The organism is Alloalcanivorax sp. C16-2, from assembly GCF_046507615.1.
Classification (GTDB): Bacteria; Pseudomonadota; Gammaproteobacteria; order Pseudomonadales; family Alcanivoracaceae; genus Alloalcanivorax; species Alloalcanivorax marinus_A.
This window is the reverse complement of sequence record NZ_JBKFTL010000001.1, coordinates 1,540,816-1,558,549: the sequence shown is the minus strand read 5'-3', so window position 1 is coordinate 1,558,549 and position 17,734 is coordinate 1,540,816. Positions and strand designations below refer to the sequence as shown.

Genomic DNA, 17,734 nt, shown 5'->3' with positions numbered 1-17,734 from the left:
TCACTCCAGGGGCAGCCGGGTGTCACCGGGACTCAGGGTGCGGGCGCCCTGCCCGCTGGGCAGCAGCAGGATCACCTCGGTGGTCAGGCTGGGGAAATCCGCCAGGAAAGGCCAGGTCACCGCGTCCAGTTCGGCGATGCGGTCGCACTGGTAGGTCCAGGTCGCTTCCAGGTCCTGGTGGTGGGCGTGATGGTGCTCGTGCTCGTGGTCGTGGTCGTGGTCGTGGTCGTGGTTATGATCATGACCTTCCGGGAACAAGGCCGCCACGTCGGGAACCTTCGACGCCTGAAGCGCGCAGCCGGCGGTCTCAGCGGGCCGGGGCGCGACCACCAGGTCCAGGCGCTCCTGGAAATGGCGCCGCTCCGCCTCACTCTCCGGCGCCCGCTCCACGCCCAGGATATCCATCAACGGCGCCCGAAAAGTGAGCGTCAGGGTGGCTTCGTCCACCGCCACGGCGGCCTCCGCGCGGCCATGCTGATGCACCGGCGCGGCCTGGGCCAGGCCGGTGGCGAACAATAAGGCGATGGTTCCTCGGACGGACACGTTCATTAACACTCCCGGGCAGGAAAACGGCGACGGGCCTGAGTCGGCCCACCTAGTACGTTATAAAATAACACTTCAGAGAAACGAAACAACCGATCGCCCCGGACCAGCAGGCATCAAGCGCGGTCCAGCGCCCGCCGGGCCTGGGCCTCAGCCTCCTCGGCGTCGGCGAAAACCTGGAAGCGCAGCCCCATGGCGGCGCTGAGGCCAGCGGTTTGTTTTTCAGCCTTGGGTTGTTGGGCGGGCGCGGTGAGCACGGTGAAGATGCCCCGGCAGCAGGTGGCGAGACGCTGATTGTTGGCCTTGAACCAGAGCATGCGGGCTTTGTCGTCCTCGGTGCGCTTCCGGTTGCCGCCGGCGCCGTTCTTGATGATCAGCACGAAGGGTTGGCCGTGTTCGATCAGGGTTTCCAGGTCGTCGATCAGGGCGACGCCGTGGGCCGGGCGCCAGTCCGTGGCGTCCAGTCGCACAAGGGGGAAGTCACCGTGATCCAGCAGTTTAAGGGCGAGAGCGGGCATGGCGGCGGGTCCTGGTCCGTGGATGCATGAACCGGTTTGGACGCCTCATATCGAGAATGGTTCGCATCTAAACCTGATCCGTTGTCAGCCGTAACGGATAGTGCCGGCCGTAGCGGCGCGGGTTGAAGCGCAGCGCCATGGCGATGAGCAGCACGTAGAGCGCGCCCAGCCCGATCCAGGCCAGGGCGAAGTCGCCAAGGCGGTCGCGGATCACGCCGGCCAGGAACGGCGAGAAAGCGGCGATCAGGTAGCCGATGCCCTGGACGATGCCGGCCAGGGTGCCGGCCACTTCGGCGTTGTCGTGGTGGTCCATGGCGACGATCAGGCTGAGCGGGAAGAGCCCGCCGATGCCCAGGCCCAGGAGGGTGGCCACTAGCAGGGGCGAGCCCAGGGGCCAGCCGGCCAGCAGCACGAACCCGGCCAGGGCGCTGGCGAGCACCGCCAGCAGCGCCGGGCGGCGGTCCGGGCTTTTCAGGACCAGGGGCGGCAGCAGCAGGCCGGCCACCACTTCCATGGCGGTGAGAAAGCCGAGCAGGCCGCCGGCCTGGCTGGGGCTGAAGCCACGGGCCACGTAGTACGGCGGCAGCCAGGCGAGTACGCAGGTGTAGCCGGCGGTGCCGAGGCCGAAGAACAGGGCCAGGGTCCAGGTGCGCGGGCGGCGCCAGAGGCCGGCGGTGGAGGCGGCGTTGCCCCGGGCCGGGGGCGCGCCGAACACGGCCCTGCCCCGCCACCAGGCCAGCAGGGCGAGCACCGCGAGCAGGGCCCACACCGCCAGGCCGGCGCGCCAGCCGCCGGCCTGGGTGGCCAGCGACGGCGCCAGGGACGAGGCCAGGGCGGCGCCGGCCATGACGGCGGCGATGTACCAGCCCATGACCAGGGAGGTGTAGCCGCCGGCGCGGCGCTTGATCAGCGCCGGCAGGCGTACCTGCAGGAAGGCGATGCCGAAGCCCGCGACCAGGGCGGTGAGCATCAGGCCGGCCAGGGTTTGGTTGGCCAGGCGGGCCAGGTCCGCCAGCAGGATCATCAGCAGCGAGGCCACCACCAGGGCGGGATCGCCGAGGCGACGCGCCAGGCCAGCGCCGAGAAAGCAGCCGGCGGCCATGGCCAGCACCGGCAGGGTGGTGAGCAGGGCCAGGCCGGTATAACTGGCCCCCAGCTCCGCCTGGATGCGGTCGGCCAGGGGGCCCACGGCGGCCATGGAGGGCCGCAGGTTCAGGCCCACCAGTACGGCCACGGTGATCATGCCGGCCAGGGCGCTGCGCGGTAGCGGCGCCGGGGTTGGGGTGGTCATGGTGCTTCCTCGCTGGGTGAAAGAGCGGGAAGTCTGGGACCTTAAGCGTGGTTCAGGTCAACCCTGTTGTATCGGATCGATCACGACGACAGGCGGTGGGTCGCGACTGAAGCGGTACGCCGCCCGGTCGCTCCTACGGGTTCCTTGGGGAGTGGGTGGCTACATCGGTAGCGGCCTGGGTGTAGGCCTGGATCGCCTGGGCCACGTCCGCAGTGGTGACGGACTCCGCCGGGTGGTGGCTGATGCCGCCTTTGCAGCGCACGAACAGCATGGCCACCGGCCAGTGGTCGGCCATGGCGATGGCGTCGTGGCCGGCGCCGCTGGGCAGGTGGGGGGCACTGCCTTGCACGTCCGTGACGGCGTTGGCCAGGTGTTGTTGCAGGCTGGTGTCGCAGGCGGTGGCGGCGATGCGGTAGAACTCGTCCGCTTCGAAGGTCAGGCCGCGACGTTCGGCGATGGCGTGGGCGCGGGCCAGCAGGTCTTCGAGCAGGGCTTCCAGCGGTTCTTCCTCCGGTCCACGGATGTCCAGGCTCAACCGCGCCTGGCCGGGGATCACGTTGACCGCTCCCGGTTTGCACTGCAGTGCGCCCACGGTGGCCACCCGGTCCTGGCCGGCCGCCCGGGTGGTCCGCTCGATCTCGGTCATCCATTCGGCGGCACCGGCCAGAGCGTCGCGGCGCTGGCCCATGGGCACGGTGCCGGCGTGGCCGGCCTGGCCGGTGAAGGTGCAGTTGAGTCGGCGGGCGCCGTTGATGGCGGTGACCACGCCCAGGGCCAGGTCGGCCTGTTCCAGGCAGGGGCCCTGTTCGATGTGCAGCTCCAGGTAGGCGGCGATCTCGCCCAGCGGGCGGGCGGCGTCGCTCAGTCGGTGCGGGTCGAGGCCGAAGTCGCGCAGGGCATCGACGACGCGGGTGCCCTGCTCGTCCTCCTTTTCCAGCCACTCCCCCGGCCAGGTACCGGCCAGGCCACGGCTGCCCAGCAGGGTGATGCCGAAGCGGGTGCCCTCCTCGTCGCCGAAACCCACCACTTCCACGGCCAGGGGCAGGCGCCGGTTTTGCTGGTGCAGGTGGCGCACGGTTTCGATGGCGGTGAGCACGCCGAGCATGCCGTCGTAGCGGCCGGCGTCGCGCACCGTGTCCAGGTGCGAGCCGAGCAACAGCGCCGAGGCGTCCGGGGTGGCGCCTTCGTAGCGGCCGCAGATATTGCCGACGCTATCCTGCCACACGGTCATGCCCGCTTCGCGCATCCAGTCGCCGGTGAGGGCGTTGGCGCGCTGATGCTCCGGCGACAGGTAGACGCGGGTCAGGGCGTCCGGGGTTTCGCTGAGGGCCGCCAGTTCATCGCAGCGGGCCATCACCCGCTCGGCGGCAGCGCGGGCCTGGTCCGGGGTCATCGCGGCGGCGCTCATGAGGCACCGCCGGCTTGCTGGTCGTAGTAGTCCCAGGCAGCCTGGGCGGCGGCGCCCTGCGGGGCGCGGAAGCCGAGACGGTGCAGCACCGCTTCCAGGGCGGTGAGGGTTTGCAGCACGCAGTCCTTGCGGGCGTTGTAGCCCATGGTGCCGATGCGCCAGATCTTGCCCTGCAGCGGGCCGAAGGAGGTGCCGATCTCGATGCCGAAATCATTGAGCAGCAGGCCGCGTACCTGTTCACCGGGAATGCCGTCGGGAATGCGCACGCACAGCACATTGTTCATCTTGTGGTTGAGATCGCCGAAGGTTTCCAGGCCCATGCCCTGGACGCCGTGAAGCAAGGCGGCGCCGTGCAGGGCGTGGCGGGCGATGGTGTGGTCCAGCCCTTCCTGGAGGATCAGCCGGGCGCATTCGCGGGCGGCGAACAGCATGCTGGTGGCTTCGGTATGGTGGTTGAGGCGTTCCGGGCCCCAGTAGTCCATCACCATGCCCAGGTCGAAATAATTGGAGGCGATCATCTCGTCCTCGCCGTCCTGGTGGGCTTCGGTGCGAATGCCCTGCTCCACATGCCTGCGGCGGCGGATCACTTCTTCCATGTTCGGCCCCAGGGTGACCGGGGCGCTGCCGGAGGGGCCGCCCAGGCATTTCTGCAAGCCGGCGGACACCGCGTCCAGGCCCCAGGCGTCGGTTTCCAGAGTATTGCCGCCGAAGGAGGCGGTGGCGTCGGTGTAGAACAGCACGCCGTGGCGGCGGCAGATGTCGCCCAGCTCCGCCAGCGGTTGCAACTGGCCGGTGGAAGTATCGCCCTGCACGGTGAGCAGCAGCCGGGGTTTGACGCGCTTGATGGCGTCCTCGATGGCCTGGGGTTCGAACACTTCCCCCCAGGGCACCTCGATGCTGTGCACCTCTGCCCGGCAGCGGCGGGCGATCTCGCAGAGCAGATGGCCGAAGCGGCCGAACACCGGCACCAGCACCCGGTCGCCGGGGCGGATCGCCGACACCAGGATCGCCTCGATGCCGGCCCGGGAGGTGCCGTCCACCAGCATGGTCCAGCGGTTTTCGGTACGGAACAGGGCCCGGTAGAGCGCCATCACCTCGTTCATGTAGCCGGTCATGGCCGGGTCGTACTGGCCCACCAGTTGGGCGGCCATGGCGCGCAGTACCCGGGGGTCCGCGTTGATCGGGCCGGGCCCCATTAGCAGACGGGCCGGTGGGTTGATCTGGTCGAACTGGCTGATGTCCAGCATGGCGTCCTCTGTGGGGGTAGCGGCATCGCGGCTGAAGCCGCTCCTACAACAAAGTGGGTGGCGGCTCGGATTAAAGAAACAATAGTTTCAATAATACACACAAGAAACGATTGTTCCAACGCTTGTGGCAGGAAAGCCGTGGCCGCCGGGCGGCGCCGCTAGGGGGAGGGTTTTTCCAGTTCGCCCAGGTCGTCGTAGAGGTCGGTGATTTCGTGGATGCGCCGGCGACCGGCGGCCAGTGCCTGGTGCAGCACCGCGTTGGCCAGCAGGCTGGCCAGGCTCATGGCGGCGGCGTAGCTGTCGAAGGCGGACAAACTGTCCAGGGGCACCGGGAAGGGCCAGCGGGCCAGGGCCGTGAGCTCCCGGGCTTCCGGTTCGCACAGCAGCAGCACCGGCACCTGCCGCTGCTTGAGGTTTTTCAGCAGCGGCGCCATCAGCCGGGGCCGGCGGCGGAACGCCGCCACCACCACCACGTCGTCCGGGGTCAGGTCCACCAGTTCTTCCGCCAGGGTCTGCCCCGGCTGCGGCGCCAGACGCACCCGGCCACGGGCCTGAATCAACTGCTGGCGCAGGTGCAGGGCCACCGGGTAGGCATTGCGCTGGCCGATGATCAGCACCTGGCCGGCGGTGGCCAAGGCCGCCGCCGCCTGCCCCAAACGAGTGGCGTCCAGCCCGGCCAGGCAGCGGTTCAGGTTGGCCAGTTCCTGCTGGTAATGGCGGGCCGCCAGGGTGTCGCCGTCCGCCAGGGTTCGGGCGTCCGCCAGCGGCACGCCGCTCTGACGCAGGGCGCGCAGCTCGTCGCGCAGGGCCTTGTAGCCGCTGTAGCCGAGGCGCTTGAACAGGCGGCTGACGGTGGGCTTGGAGGCGCCGCTCAGCCGCGCCAGCTCGGCGCTGTTGTAGCTGATCAGGTCGTCGTAGTGGTCGAGGATAAAGTCCGCCACCCGGCGCTCCTGGGGGGACAGGCTTTGGTAGTGGGCGCGCAGGCGCTCATCCAGTGATTGCATCGGGTTCTCTGAAACGGTGGCCGTGAAACCTTTGTTTCAGGGAACCCTAACACAGGTTCCGCCGGGAGCGCCCAAGCAAATGTTATCGGGCACCGTGCCTGGTCAAAGACGGAAGTCGTCGTGGAGCGCGCGCCAATGGGCCCGCAGCGTTTTTTTATGACCTTCGTCCATGGGCAGTTCATCCAGCGCCGCCGGCCAGAGAGTTCGCGCTTTCTCCATGACGTCCAGCAACACCGGCCGGATCGCGCGCCAGGGCACCCCGGCTTTCAATGCCCAGGCCTGAAAATGCACCAGCGTCAGCTCATACCAGGATTTGGTCTTGCCCAGGTTCAAGGCGAACTCGCTCTCGTTGGCGATATAGGCCCGGGTGGTGACGATGTCATAGGCAGGGGCGAGGATGGGCGTCCGCCGGTCCTGGTACAACAGGCTCCAGTTCTTCAGATGGGCATCGCCGTTAGCCAGAAGCACGTTGCTCAACAGGCGCCGGGCAAGCTGTTGAACATCCGTCAGCGCCTGCCCGGAATACTGATACAGGATACGACCAATCTGTTCGTAGTTGGCGGACCGGTATTTTTCGTGGGCGTACTTGACCAGAACCTGGGCGAAGTCCTCCATGTGGATTCGCTCCGCGCCGCCGCGGTCGAAACGGCGGATGGCGAACGCCAGCTCTTCGTCGGGCAGGTTGATATCGGGAAGGTTGTCCAGTTTATCCAGCGACACCAGTCGAATGTCCGGAATCTCCACGCCGACCATCGCGGCCAGCGTCATGGCGCTGTATTCGTTCTCGGGAACCCGACGATGAGCGGTCGAGGGTGTCTTGATAATCCAATCACCCAGTTCATCGCCGACCGCCACGTTGAAACGGCCATCCCGCTCCTTCATGGAAAATTTCATTTGCACGCCGGCCAGCGAGAATTTTTTTTCGCCCTTCCCCGGCACCAGCGTCAAAGGCGCGACCTTACCCAACGCCGCTTTCAGCCCCGGCGGCAGATCATCCGGATCGGCGGGCTCGGCAACGAGGGCACCGGGCAGATCAGCACCGAGATAAGCCATCATCTCGAATTCATTGTTCTCGTGAATCTTGAGCGATTGCGCGATGAAGGCCCGCAACGCCCCTTCCGGGAGCAGGTTGGACAACACCGGGTGAAGCCTCTGCCGGGTCACCCAGGGTGTGGACAATAATGGCTGCGAGTTTGGGAAGACAGGGCTGGTGATCAAGCTAAGGGTCGGGCGAAGCGGATCGTCCCGGAAGCCGGCATCGAAAGTCAGGATGTTGCGGCCGTCCCTGGCCCCCACCAGATAACCCACCAGGCGGCCATGCAACGAAAGCGCAAGGACCCGGGCCTCGTTCATGGGTCGTCGTCCAGAAGCCCCGCCCACGGGTCCTCGACGATGGACAGGGTGGGCTTGCCGACTTGGCCATACACTTCGCTTTGGGTCAACCGCCCCTTGCCGTCCAGCAATTTGCCGTCCAGCAATGCCCGCACCTCAAGGAGTTTTTCCCTGGGAATAAGCATCACTTCACTGTCCAACCCTTTGGCGACCAGCTCCAGGGTGTCCAGGCGGGGGTTACCCTTGGCTTCCAGGTACTGATATTGCTGCCGGAGCATGCCAATCCGTTGCCCCATGTCCTCCTGGCGCAAGCCGAGCGCCTTACGGCGCTGTTTGATCTGCTGACGGAGAGAAGCCATAAAAGCGTCTCCTGGGTTGCTTTCTGCTTAATAAGAAATATATAGGTTTCTTATTACATATCAAGCAATTTAATTATTGCTTTCCAAAAAGCAGAGAGGCAAGAATCGCCAAAAGCAATTCATGAATTGCCTATCAAACACTTTCCAGCCGCTTACGCCACGCCCTGGCTCTTCAGGTAGTCCTCGTAGCTGCCGTGGAAGTCGACGATGCCGGTGGGGGTCAGCTCGATGATGCGGGTGGCCAGGGACGACACGAATTCCCGGTCGTGGCTGACGAACAGCAGCGTGCCGGGGTAGTTTTCCAGGGCCAGGTTGAGCGACTCGATGGACTCCATGTCCAGGTGGTTGGTGGGCTCGTCGAGCAGCATGATGTTGGGGCGCTGCAGCATGATCTTGCCGAACAGCATGCGGCCCTGCTCGCCGCCGGAGATCACATCCACGGTTTTGTTGATCTCCGTGGAGGAAAACAGCAGCCGGCCCAGGGTGCCGCGAATCACCTGCTCGTCGTCGTTGGGTTTGCCCCATTGGCTCATCCAGTCGAACAGGTTCAGCTTCTGCTCGAAATCCGCGGCGTGGTCCTGGGCGTAGTAGCCCAGGGTGGCGTTCTCGGACCATTTCACCTCGCCGGCGCTGGGGTCCAGGTCGCCCACCAGGCAGCGCAGCAGGGTGGATTTGCCGACGCCGTTGGGGCCGATGATGGCGATGCGCTCGCCCACTTCCACGCGCAGGTCCAGGCCGGAGAACAGCTCTTCCTCGTCGAAGGATTTGGCCAGCCCTTTTACTTCCAGGGCGTTGCGGAACAGTTTCTTGTCCTGCTCGAACACGATGTAGGGGTTCTGGCGGCTGGACGGTTTGATCTCTTCCAGCTTGATCTTGTCGATCTGCTTGGCGCGGGACGTGGCCTGCTTGGATTTCGACGCGTTGGCGGAGAAGCGGCTGACGAACTGCTGAAGGTCGGCGATCTGCGCCTTCTTTTTGGCGTTGTCGGCGCGCTTGCGCTCCAGGGCCTGGGTGGCGGCGGTCATGTACTCGTCGTAATTGCCCGGGTAAACGCGCAGCTCACCGTAGTCCAGATCCGCCATGTGCGTGCACACGCTGTTCAGGAAGTGGCGGTCGTGGGAAATGATGATCATGGTGCACTGGCGCTGGTTGAGCACGTCTTCCAGCCAGCGGATGGTGTTGATGTCCAGGTTGTTGGTGGGCTCGTCCAGCAACATGATGTCCGGGTCGGAAAACAGCACCTGGGCCAGCAGCACGCGTAGCTTCCAGCCCGGCGCCACCTCGCTCATGGGGCCGAAGTGCTGCTCCACGGGAATGCCCACGCCGAGCAGCAGATCGCCGGCGCGGGATTCGGCGGTGTAGCCGTCCAGCTCGGCGAACTCCGCTTCCAGCTCGCCGGCGCGGATGCCGTCTTCCTCGCTCATCTCCGCCTTGGCGTAGATGGCGTCGCGCTCTTCCTTCACCGCCCACAGTTCCTCGTGGCCCATGATCACGGTGTCCACCACCGAGTACTGCTCGTAGGCGAACTGATCCTGACGCAGCTTGCCGACCCGCTCGTTGGGGTCCTTGGACACATTGCCGGCGGACGGCTCCAGATCGCGCCCGAGAATCTTCATGAACGTGGACTTGCCGGAGCCATTGGCGCCGATCAGGCCGTAGCGGTTGCCGTCACCGAATTTCACGGAAACGTTCTCGAACAGCGGCTTGGCGCCGAACTGCATGGTGATGTTGGCGGTGGTGAGCAAGGTTGGAGTCCAGCCAGGTAAGGAATGGGGGGTCAAAAAGCCGGCGGAGTATGGCACAGCGGCCGCCCCGGGTCACACCGGCCGGGCCTTATACCCCATATGGGGCATGCCGCCGATGCGCGGCCTGTCTAGCATCCTCCCTGACCCTTCCCCCAACACGAAGACGACGAGAGGCGGAGCATGACGATCCGGACCCTGAGCGCGGCGGCGGTGGCCGTGGCCCTGCTGGCGGGCTGCGCGCCCAGCCAGGTGGACAATGTACGTGGCCAGGCCACGGTGTACGAAGACCCGCAGTCCGCCGGCCGGGTGCAAGGCGTGGGCATCGAATCCCAGGACGTGGTGGCGATGACCGACGAAATGATGCGCGACATGCTCGCCAACCGGATTCTGGCGGCCCGCGCCACGCCGCCGCGCATCATCATCGACAACGAATACTTCCGTAATGAAAGCAGCTCGATCATCAATACCAACCTGCTTACCGACCGGCTGCGGGTGGAGCTGAACCGGGCCGCCAACGGCCGCATGGTGTTCGTGGGCCGCCACTACGCGGACATGGTGGAGAAGGAACGCCAGCTCAAGCGCGACGGCGCCGTGGACGGCGGCACCATCCGCAAGACCCAGGCCACCGCCGGCGGCGATTACCGGCTGGGCGGGCGCATCGCCTCCCTGGACGCCATCGACCGGAACACCCAGACCCGCTCCCGCTACCACCAGGTGACCTTCGAGATGGTGGATCTCGAGCTCGGCACCATCGTCTGGAGCGGCGCCTACGAAATGCGCAAGGCGGCCCAGGACAATGTGCTCTATCGCTAAACGGGGCGCGGCAGCACTGGTGGCGGCCTCGCTGCTGGGTGGCTGCGCCACCGGCCCCACCCAGTACCAGACCCGTGACCTGTCCGCCGGGCAACAGGACCTGGTGGCGGACAAGCCCGCCGAGCTTCAGCCCCTGTACCGGGAGCTGTTCGAGGAGGGCCGCCGCAACGAAGTGCTCAACCTGATGGAAATCGGCGCCGCCGCCTGGCGCACCGGCCATTACGATCTGGCCCGCGCCGCCCTGGACGAAGCGATCCTCAATATCGAGAGCGTCTACGCCGACAACGACGCGGCGCGGCGGGCCCGCAGCCTGTGGTACGAGGAAGGCGAGAAGGACTTCAAGGGCGAGCCCTATGAACGGGCCATGGTGTTCTATTACCGGGGGCTGCTGTTCCTGCGCGATGGCGATTACGGCAACGCCCGGGCCAGCTTCCTGAGCGGTTTGCTGCAGGACGCCTTCGCCGAGGAAGAACAACACACCACGGATTTCGCCTCGCTGATCTTCCTGGCCGGCTGGGCGGCACGGCTGGATGGCAACGCCACCCTGGCCGAACGGCATTTCCAGGAATACCGGCTGTTCCGCCCGGACGGGCCGATCCCGGAGGCCGGCGACAACCTGCTGGTGGTGGCGGAAACCGGCAGCGCCCCACGCAAGCTGGCCGACGGCGTCGGCCACTACCAGTTGGTGTACCGGCGCGGCAAGAACATCCGCGCTCACGGCGCCCGCCTGGCCGGCGATGACTCCCAGCCGCTGTTCCCGGCGGAGGACGTGTTCTTCCAGGCTTCCACCCGGGGCGGGCGCACCGTGGACCGCATCATCGAGGGCCAGGTGCGCTTCAAGAAAAACACCCAGGCCACCGGCGACGTGCTCACCGCCGCCAGCCAGAACAGCGCCGTGGCCGGCCTGAGCGCCGCCGCCGGCGGCGCGGTGGCCGCCGGCTTCCACACCATCACCGCCATCGGCGTGGCGGCGGAGGGGCTGTCCGCCCGTTCGCGCACCCGCGCCGACACCCGTTACTGGCACCGCCTGCCGGACGGCCTGCATCTGGCCACCGTGCACCATGCGCCGGCGGACGGCCCGCTGCGGATACGCTTCCTGGACCAGCAGGGCCAGCCCCTGGCCGGCGCCGACCAGGAAGCCCCCGTGCATTTCGATGACCACGGCAACGGCCTGGCCTTCGCCAGCCATCGCCCCCCGGAGGAAGGAACCGCGCCATGACCGCGAAGCCCTTTTTTATGCCCAACCTGTTTATGGCCGCCCTGTTGCTGGGCGCCGCGCTCATCACCGGCTGTCAGTCGGGCATGAGCAAGAAGGAATACCAGCAGCGCACCGAGGACCACGGCTACAACACCGTGCTGTTCACCGACTACGACCTGAACCGCGACTTCAAGGACGGCCTGATCGGCCCCAATAAGGTGATCCGCCTGACCAGCACCGGCCATGGCATCCAGCGCACCGACACCGGCACCTCCCAGGTGTGGGTGGAGCTGCGCAACCACACCGACTACGACTACCGGGTGGAAGCGCGCACCCGCTTCTACACCGAGGGCGGCATGCCCACGGACGCGGAGCCGGTGTGGCGGCGGCTGACGGTGCCCGCCAACGGCAACGCCGTATACCGGGAAAAATCCGTCGGCACCGAGCGGCTTCAATACGTCGTGGAAGTGAGGCAGACCCGATGAAAGCGCCCGGCTTACTGGCCCTGGTGCTGATCAGTGGCCCCGCCCTCGCCGCTTCGGACCATGACGCGGCGCCCATGATGGCCCCCGCCCAGGCACCGCTCACCGAAGAGGCCTACCGCGAAGGCCAGGGGCCGGAAGGCCGCCAGGGGCAGCCCGAAGGCATCCTCGCCGCCTTCCGCCAGCGCTTCGACGCGCCCCGCATCGCGGTGCTGTGGAATCGCGCGCTGCCGGACCGGGTCAGTGACTGGTACGGCCACTACCGCGCCAGCCTCGGCCAGAGCGCCTCGATCAGCGGCCAGGCCAACGGCGAGACCGTGGACCTGAAAGGCCGGGCCAGCGCCGGCGCCCAGGCGGAAACCCGTGGCCCGCGCCCGGCGGACACCGGGCCCGGCGCCGCCTTCGAACTTCAGGACGGCCTGATCAGCGCTTTCCAGGAAGGCGGCGCGCGGGTGATCGACCAGAGCCTGGCCCAACGCCTCACCGACAACGCCCTGGAGAACGGCACCTTCTCGCGGCTGTCGCCGGACCGGGCGCGGCTGGAAATGCGCGCCCTGGCGGAGCACGCCGACTACGTGCTGGAACTCACCGCCGGCCCGCGCTTCGAGGACCAGCCCAGCTACCGGGTGCGGGTGCTGGCCACCCACGACGCCCGGGTACTGACCACCTTCGTGACCAGTGGCCGGCCCCCGGAGGAACAGCGCGACTACCAGTGGGTGGCCACCGCCAACGGGTATCAGAAACGGGACAAGCCACTGGCCCTGGCTGAAGTGGGCCGCGAGCTGGCCCTGCGCACCATGGAAAAAATGAACAAATAAATGAACCACCAAGGAACGACGATGACCGTACGCCTTTTCCGATTGCTCCATTGCCTGCCGGCTGTCCTCCTGCTCGCCCAGTTGAGCGGTTGCGCCACCACCCCGCCGATGGCGCCGGGCGCCATCGGCGCCAGCCTCCATGCCCAGGACGGTTACCCGACCATCACGGCGATTTTCTCCGGCTCGGTGGCGGAACAGAACGGCGAACTCAAACCCGGTGACCGGATTCTGGCGGTGGCCTCGCCGCCGGAGGCGGAACCGGTGTCCCTGTATGGCTACGGCCCCACCCAGGCGGCCAGCGTTATCCGTGGCCAGCCGGGCACTCCGGTGCGGCTGCGGGTGCGGAGTGGAAACGACGGCCCGGTGCGCGACCTGGTAATGATTCGCGGCTACCAGGGCCGCGCCAACGCCGAGACGCTGATGGCGGCCCGGGCCACGCCGGCCCGGCAGGACCAACCCGCGCCGCCCGTGGCCGGCCAGACCGTGCCGGCGACGCCGAGCCTGGTGATCACCGGTAACGGCGGCGCCTACCTGAGCCCCTACACCAGCGACGGCGTCGCCGCCGAATGGGTGGACAAGGCCATCAACGCGCGCATGGGCGCCGCCACCGGTTCCGCGCTAGGCACCGCCGCCGGTGCCTACGCCGGCCGCAAGCTGATGGAAAAGGTCCCCGGTGGCGGTCTGCTGGGCAGTTTCTTTGGCGGCAGCGCCGGTTCCAAGATCGGTAAAAGCACCGGCCGCGACACCGCCATCCAGGCCTCCGGTGGCTGGGACTACATCCGTGCCACCTCGGACCTGTCGTTCCGCTCGGTGGACGACATGGCCCGCTGGCTGATCAGCGAACACGGCGACAACGCCACCTTCGCCGAGGTGATCAAGGCCACCTCGGCGGTGTATCCGGACCTGCAGCCGGCCCTGGCCCGGGCGCGCTAACGCGCCCCGGACCGGGCCGCCAGCGCCACCAGACAGCGGTCCACGATCAGCACCAGCAGCAGACTGAGCCCCGCCAACGGCAGCAGCACGAGCACCACCACCAGCAGCGGCACCAGGGTACGGGCGCGCACCGGCGGCGCGGCGGGGGCGCCGAAACCGCCCGCCGGGCGCCGCCGCCACCACATCACCAACCCGGTGATCACCAGGGCGACGATGGCCACGCACGCCAGCAGCATGACGACCTGGTTGGCGCGCCCGAAGTAATTGCCCATGTGCAGGGCGACGCCGTATTCCACCGCCTTGGCGATGGCCCCGTATTCCGCGAAGCCGGTATCCACCAGCACCCTCCCCTCGCTGTCCAGGTGCAGAGTGCGCTGCCCCTGGGGACGCGCCGGGTAGGTGTAGGCGCTATAGGGCTCGCCGGCCTCGGCGGGGATGGACACCCGGTAGGCCAGCGGCAAACCGTGGTCGACCAGAGCCCGGTGCACCCGGTTGATGGCCGCCACGGAGGTGTCCGGCGCCGCGCCCAGGGCGTGATGATGATGATCGTGGGCGGGCTCGGGCACCGCCGGCAGCGGCGCCTGCTGAAGCGCCCAGGGCGCTTCCCCCAGCGTATCCAGCAACGTCTTGCCACTGCCACCGTCGTGATGCCGCAGCTGTGGCGGGTAACCCATCCCCAGAGCGTTGCTCACCGGTGTCAGCACCCGGTCGCCCCAGAAACCGGCCCAGGGCAGCCCGGTGACGATCAGGAACACGATCAGCAATGCGGCGTACACGCCGGTGAGGCGGTGCACCTCCCGCCACCGGGCCCGGCCCCGGCGGCGGCGAAAGCGGAACCCGCCGCCACGACCGCGCGGCCACCACAGATACAGGCCGGTCACCACCAGAATCAGCGCCCAGCTGGCGGCCAGTTCCACCAGGGCATCGCCGCCCTCCGCCAGCAACAACGAGCCGTGCATCCGGTCGGCGAAGCCCACCAGGGTATGGCTGTACACGTAATCGCCCAGCACGGCACCGTCGGAGGGGTCCACGAACACCCGCAACGGCTCGCCCTGCTTCGGGGTCACGAACAGCTCGGCGCTGCGCCCCGGTTGCACCGGCATGTCGATGCGGGTGACGGTGGCGTCCGGGTAGCGGGCACGCACCGCCGCCACCAGATTCCCGGCGGGCTGAATCATGGTGCCGCCGGGCGCGAAACGCAGTTGCGGGTAGAGCCAGTCGTTCAGTTCATCATTGAACAGGTAGATGGCGCCGGTGACCGAAAGGATCAGCAGGAACGGGGCGGTGAACAGCCCCGCATGGAAATGCCAGCGCCACGCCGTGACGTAGCCGTTGGCCGCCATCAGAAGCGCCCGGTCCAGCCGATCTCCACGGTGCGCGGCTCGCCGATGTAGACCTGGGTGGCGCTGTAGCCGGACCAGTCCGCGTAGAACTCGTCGGTGAGATTGCGGCCGCGCAGGGTCAGGGTGCCGTCGGCCAGCGGATAACTGATCCAGGCGTCCACCAGGGTGCGCTCGTCGATCCGGTATTCATTGGCGGTGCTGGTGTAGAAATCGCCGCTGTAACGCACCGCGCCGCCCAGGGTCAGCGGCAGGGCCGCCAGCGTATAGGCGCTGCTCAGGTTGGCGGTTTTCTCCGGCACATTGGTGAGCCGGTTGCCGGACAGATCCACGCCGCCGGCGCCCAGCAGCTCGTCGTATTCCGCATCGTTGTAGGCGCCGTTGAGATTCACCCACCAGCGCTCGTGGGGCCGCAGGGTCAGGTCCACTTCCACGCCCTCTGCCCGCAAGCGGCCGCCCTGCACGGACAGGGCGGGATTGGCCGGGTCGCGAGTAAGTATGTCGTCCTGATCCAGGCGATACAGCGATACCGTCAGAGTGGCGCGGTCATCCAGCAAGGCCGCGCGGCTGCCCACTTCCACGGCCCGCCCCTTGCTCAGATCAAACTCCACGTTGCTGGCGCGGCTCAACAGCAACCCGCTCACCGGCGCCGCCGCCCGGTTGTATTGGGCGAACACCTGCACCTGGTTGTTCAGGTCATGGACCGTGCCCAGCCGCCAGGACAGATCCTCGTAGGTCTGCCCGAAGGTCTCCCGGGTGCCGGCGGCCAGGTCGTCGATGCCACGGTCCAGGTCCAGGTACTCATAACGGAGGCCACTGACAATGACCCAGTTGGGGGTCAGGTTGAGCGCGTCCTCCAGGAACAGGGCGCCGCCGGAGACCTGGCTGTCGTAGTCCGCCCGGGAGCCATAGTTAGCGTCGGTATTGGGCGGCAGGTAACCGCGATCCGGGTCGAATGGGTCCACCGAGCTGGTGGCGCCGAAGCGGCGCCGGCTGTCGAAGTCGGTGTACTGGTATTCGGCGCCCACCGCCAGGCGGTGGCGGCGCTCGCCGAGCTGGCCATCATAAACACCGTAAAAGCGATCGGTGGCGAACCGGTGATGGTGGTTGATGCGCGTGGTGCCGCGATCCAGTTGCCCGGTGGCGTCGTTGTAGGTGAAGTCCTCGGAGTTGGCCCAGTCCCGGTTGGCGTTGTAGAGGCTCAGTTCGTTGATCAGCCTCCACCGGTCGCTGAGCTGATAATCGGCCTTGGTGCGCAGCCACTGGCTGTCGGCGGTCATCTCGCCGTCGCGCACGTTGTAGTTGTTGTCCCGCATCGATTCATCCAGCACCAGCCCGCCACCGGACACCACGTCGCTGGGGTCGCGGGCCACGCTGGCCGGCACCAGCGGCGTGCCCTGGTAGGGCGTGGCGTAACGGTCGCTGTACAGATCCACGGCGGCGCTCAGAGTCAACCGGTCGGTGGCCTGGACCAGGATGCCGGTGGTCAGAGCGGTGGTTTCCGAGTCGGTGTCGTCCACGTAGCCGCTGCTCCGGCCGTGGCTCAGGTCGGCGCGCACCGCCACGTTCGGATTGACCACCCGGTTGGCGCCGACGCCCAGACGCAGGCTGTCATGGCTGCCGTATTCGATCATGCCGTCCACGCGATCACCGGCCAGGCTCGGCTTACGGGTCACCAGATTAATAGTGCCGCCCAGGGCGCCGCTGCCGTGCAGCACGGACGCCGGCCCCTTGAGGATTTCCACCTTTTCCAGATTCCAGGTATCCAGGTTGCGGGACACCATGGACGGGTCCGCCACGCGCACGCCATCGAACAGATAACCCACATCGGTGAGGCCGCGCATGGACACCGACGCCGGCGAGCCGGGAATATTGCCGGCGGCCACGCCGGGGGCGCTGCGGTACAGCTCGATCAGATTGCGCAGGCCCAGTTGTTCGATGTCGTCCCGGTCCACGGTGTTCACCGTGGCCGGGGTTTCCCGCTGGCTCAATCCGAGAAAGCCGTCGGTAGTGGTCGGTGTCACCGGGGCATCGGCCTGGTCCACCACCTCCACGGCTTGCAGCCGGTGTTCCGGGGTTTGTGCCCCGGCGAAGCCGGGCATGAACAGGGACAGAACAAGAAAAGGACCGAGGCGGTCGGCGCGGGCGGGCAGGCGAAACACGGCATACTCCAGACGTGAATATCGCGCGCCAGCCTAGCGATCGGCGGCGGAAAGGAAATGCGGCGTTTTGTCGCGGCGGCTCAGGCGGCCGGGTCGGGGAGCACGATCTCCACCAACTGCCGCTGCACCGGCTTGCCCGGCTCGGTGAAGCGGAACCCGCCCACCTCGGTGCGGCCCGGCTCCAACTGCAGCTCGGTGTGCATGCGCCGCCGCAGGGTCGGCTCCACCCGGTCATCGAACTGGGTGATGTCCAGTTCATACAGGGTGGGGCCGAGGCGGCGGATATCGATGCGGTGATCCTCGCCCTCGCTGCGCCAGCGGGTGCGGGTGCCGGTATTGCGCAGTTCGACCACCATCACGGCGGTGCCATCCCGGTCTTCATGCAGGATGCGCAGGTCATCGTGCCAGGGGGCCGGCACGCCAGGCAGCAGGCCGCCGCGCCAGGCGGAGACCAGGGACAGGATCAACAGGCCGACGATGGCCAGGAATCGGAAGGGGCGTTTCATGCCGGCAAGCTTCCCGGTTCCCGGCCATCGATGCA

The 17,734-nt window shown here is 67.3% G+C and carries 17 protein-coding genes; 5 read left to right on the top strand and 12 right to left on the bottom strand.

The window, feature by feature from the left end; translation table 11 throughout:
* The 9 genes from ACLD02_RS07320 to ACLD02_RS07280 all read right to left on the bottom strand — a co-directional run bounded on the left by ACLD02_RS07320 (position 1) and on the right by ACLD02_RS07280 (position 9,447).
* Entirely contained in the window at positions 1 to 549 is a 549-nt protein-coding gene (locus ACLD02_RS07320) for a DUF2796 domain-containing protein (RefSeq protein ID WP_410298320.1), read from the bottom strand.
* 110 nt (positions 550 to 659) lie between these two features.
* A complete protein-coding gene (locus ACLD02_RS07315) occupies positions 660 to 1,061 on the bottom strand; it encodes a hypothetical protein (protein ID WP_410298319.1) in 402 nt (133 codons plus the stop codon).
* A 67-nt stretch (positions 1,062 to 1,128) separates the two neighbouring features.
* Entirely contained in the window at positions 1,129 to 2,352 is a 1,224-nt protein-coding gene (locus tag ACLD02_RS07310; RefSeq protein ID WP_410298318.1) for an MFS transporter, read from the bottom strand.
* Positions 2,353 to 2,485: 133 nt separating this feature from the next.
* Positions 2,486 to 3,760 (bottom strand): allantoate amidohydrolase, encoded by a 1,275-nt coding sequence (hpxK, locus tag ACLD02_RS07305; protein WP_410298317.1) that lies wholly within the window; start codon positions 3,758 to 3,760, stop codon positions 2,486 to 2,488.
* Positions 3,757 to 5,007 (bottom strand): pyridoxal-phosphate-dependent aminotransferase family protein, encoded by a 1,251-nt coding sequence (locus ACLD02_RS07300; protein WP_203104656.1) that lies wholly within the window; start codon positions 5,005 to 5,007, stop codon positions 3,757 to 3,759. The genes hpxK and ACLD02_RS07300 overlap by 4 nt, the downstream gene beginning before the upstream one ends.
* A gap of 158 nt (positions 5,008 to 5,165) precedes the next feature.
* Positions 5,166 to 6,011 (bottom strand): MurR/RpiR family transcriptional regulator, encoded by an 846-nt coding sequence (locus ACLD02_RS07295; RefSeq protein WP_410298316.1) that lies wholly within the window; start codon positions 6,009 to 6,011, stop codon positions 5,166 to 5,168.
* A gap of 102 nt (positions 6,012 to 6,113) precedes the next feature.
* Positions 6,114 to 7,364: a type II toxin-antitoxin system HipA family toxin gene (locus ACLD02_RS07290; RefSeq protein ID WP_410298315.1), complete on the bottom strand. Its 1,251-nt coding sequence runs from the start codon at positions 7,362 to 7,364 to the stop codon at positions 6,114 to 6,116.
* Positions 7,361 to 7,702 carry a helix-turn-helix transcriptional regulator gene (locus tag ACLD02_RS07285; protein ID WP_203104662.1) on the bottom strand — a complete coding sequence of 114 codons (342 nt, stop codon included), beginning with the start codon at positions 7,700 to 7,702 and terminating at the stop codon, positions 7,361 to 7,363. Before ACLD02_RS07285 ends, ACLD02_RS07290 begins: the two co-directional genes overlap by 4 nt.
* A 152-nt stretch (positions 7,703 to 7,854) precedes the next feature.
* Positions 7,855 to 9,447 (bottom strand): ABC-F family ATPase, encoded by a 1,593-nt coding sequence (locus ACLD02_RS07280; protein WP_410298314.1) that lies wholly within the window; start codon positions 9,445 to 9,447, stop codon positions 7,855 to 7,857.
* Between the two features lie 180 nt (positions 9,448 to 9,627).
* On the opposite strand from ACLD02_RS07280, the gene ACLD02_RS07275 reads away from it, so the two are divergent.
* Genes ACLD02_RS07275 through ACLD02_RS07255 form a run of 5 tightly spaced genes read left to right on the top strand, consistent with a single transcriptional unit; the run spans position 9,628 to position 13,691 of the window.
* On the top strand, positions 9,628 to 10,260 hold the full coding sequence (locus ACLD02_RS07275; protein ID WP_410298313.1) for a penicillin-binding protein activator LpoB: 633 nt from the start codon (positions 9,628 to 9,630) through the stop codon (positions 10,258 to 10,260).
* On the top strand, positions 10,244 to 11,479 hold the full coding sequence (locus tag ACLD02_RS07270; protein ID WP_203104669.1) for a hypothetical protein: 1,236 nt from the start codon (positions 10,244 to 10,246) through the stop codon (positions 11,477 to 11,479). Before ACLD02_RS07275 ends, ACLD02_RS07270 begins: the two co-directional genes overlap by 17 nt.
* A 17-nt stretch (positions 11,480 to 11,496) precedes the next feature.
* Positions 11,497 to 11,943: a hypothetical protein gene (locus tag ACLD02_RS07265; RefSeq protein ID WP_410298312.1), complete on the top strand. Its 447-nt coding sequence runs from the start codon at positions 11,497 to 11,499 to the stop codon at positions 11,941 to 11,943.
* Positions 11,940 to 12,758 carry a hypothetical protein gene (locus tag ACLD02_RS07260; protein WP_410298311.1) on the top strand — a complete coding sequence of 273 codons (819 nt, stop codon included), beginning with the start codon at positions 11,940 to 11,942 and terminating at the stop codon, positions 12,756 to 12,758. The genes ACLD02_RS07265 and ACLD02_RS07260 overlap by 4 nt, the downstream gene beginning before the upstream one ends.
* 21 nt (positions 12,759 to 12,779) lie before the next feature.
* Positions 12,780 to 13,691 (top strand): hypothetical protein, encoded by a 912-nt coding sequence (locus tag ACLD02_RS07255; RefSeq protein WP_410298310.1) that lies wholly within the window; start codon positions 12,780 to 12,782, stop codon positions 13,689 to 13,691.
* Here ACLD02_RS07255 and ACLD02_RS07250 read toward each other — a convergent pair.
* The 3 genes from ACLD02_RS07250 to ACLD02_RS07240 all read right to left on the bottom strand — a co-directional run bounded on the left by ACLD02_RS07250 (position 13,688) and on the right by ACLD02_RS07240 (position 17,699).
* Positions 13,688 to 15,034, bottom strand: coding sequence for a PepSY-associated TM helix domain-containing protein (locus tag ACLD02_RS07250; protein ID WP_410298309.1), 1,347 nt, complete (start codon positions 15,032 to 15,034; stop codon positions 13,688 to 13,690). The genes ACLD02_RS07255 and ACLD02_RS07250 overlap by 4 nt on opposite strands.
* Positions 15,034 to 17,193, bottom strand: coding sequence for a TonB-dependent receptor (locus tag ACLD02_RS07245; RefSeq protein ID WP_410298308.1), 2,160 nt, complete (start codon positions 17,191 to 17,193; stop codon positions 15,034 to 15,036). Before ACLD02_RS07245 ends, ACLD02_RS07250 begins: the two co-directional genes overlap by 1 nt.
* Positions 17,194 to 17,273: 80 nt before the next feature.
* On the bottom strand, positions 17,274 to 17,699 hold the full coding sequence (locus tag ACLD02_RS07240) for a hypothetical protein (RefSeq protein ID WP_410298307.1): 426 nt from the start codon (positions 17,697 to 17,699) through the stop codon (positions 17,274 to 17,276).
* Between the last annotated feature and the right edge of the window lie 35 nt (positions 17,700 to 17,734).

Excerpts from the sequence above, each read along its gene's own strand:
- ACLD02_RS07320 (WP_410298320.1), bottom strand. The coding sequence starts at position 549 with ATGAACGTGTCCGTCCGAGGAACCATCGCCTTATTGTTCGCCACCGGC.
- ACLD02_RS07255 (WP_410298310.1), top strand. The coding sequence starts at position 12,780 with ATGACCGTACGCCTTTTCCGATTGCTCCATTGCCTGCCGGCTGTCCTC.
- hpxK (WP_410298317.1), bottom strand. The coding sequence starts at position 3,760 with ATGAGCGCCGCCGCGATGACCCCGGACCAGGCCCGCGCTGCCGCCGAG.
- ACLD02_RS07250 (WP_410298309.1), bottom strand. The coding sequence starts at position 15,034 with ATGGCGGCCAACGGCTACGTCACGGCGTGGCGCTGGCATTTCCATGCG.
- ACLD02_RS07300 (WP_203104656.1), bottom strand. The coding sequence starts at position 5,007 with ATGCTGGACATCAGCCAGTTCGACCAGATCAACCCACCGGCCCGTCTG.
- ACLD02_RS07285 (WP_203104662.1), bottom strand. The coding sequence starts at position 7,702 with ATGGCTTCTCTCCGTCAGCAGATCAAACAGCGCCGTAAGGCGCTCGGC.
- ACLD02_RS07290 (WP_410298315.1), bottom strand. The coding sequence starts at position 7,364 with ATGAACGAGGCCCGGGTCCTTGCGCTTTCGTTGCATGGCCGCCTGGTG.
- ACLD02_RS07315 (WP_410298319.1), bottom strand. The coding sequence starts at position 1,061 with ATGCCCGCTCTCGCCCTTAAACTGCTGGATCACGGTGACTTCCCCCTT.
- ACLD02_RS07270 (WP_203104669.1), top strand. The coding sequence starts at position 10,244 with ATGTGCTCTATCGCTAAACGGGGCGCGGCAGCACTGGTGGCGGCCTCG.
- ACLD02_RS07275 (WP_410298313.1), top strand. The coding sequence starts at position 9,628 with ATGACGATCCGGACCCTGAGCGCGGCGGCGGTGGCCGTGGCCCTGCTG.
- ACLD02_RS07310 (WP_410298318.1), bottom strand. The coding sequence starts at position 2,352 with ATGACCACCCCAACCCCGGCGCCGCTACCGCGCAGCGCCCTGGCCGGC.
- ACLD02_RS07240 (WP_410298307.1), bottom strand. The coding sequence starts at position 17,699 with ATGAAACGCCCCTTCCGATTCCTGGCCATCGTCGGCCTGTTGATCCTG.
- ACLD02_RS07265 (WP_410298312.1), top strand. The coding sequence starts at position 11,497 with ATGCCCAACCTGTTTATGGCCGCCCTGTTGCTGGGCGCCGCGCTCATC.
- ACLD02_RS07260 (WP_410298311.1), top strand. The coding sequence starts at position 11,940 with ATGAAAGCGCCCGGCTTACTGGCCCTGGTGCTGATCAGTGGCCCCGCC.
- ACLD02_RS07295 (WP_410298316.1), bottom strand. The coding sequence starts at position 6,011 with ATGCAATCACTGGATGAGCGCCTGCGCGCCCACTACCAAAGCCTGTCC.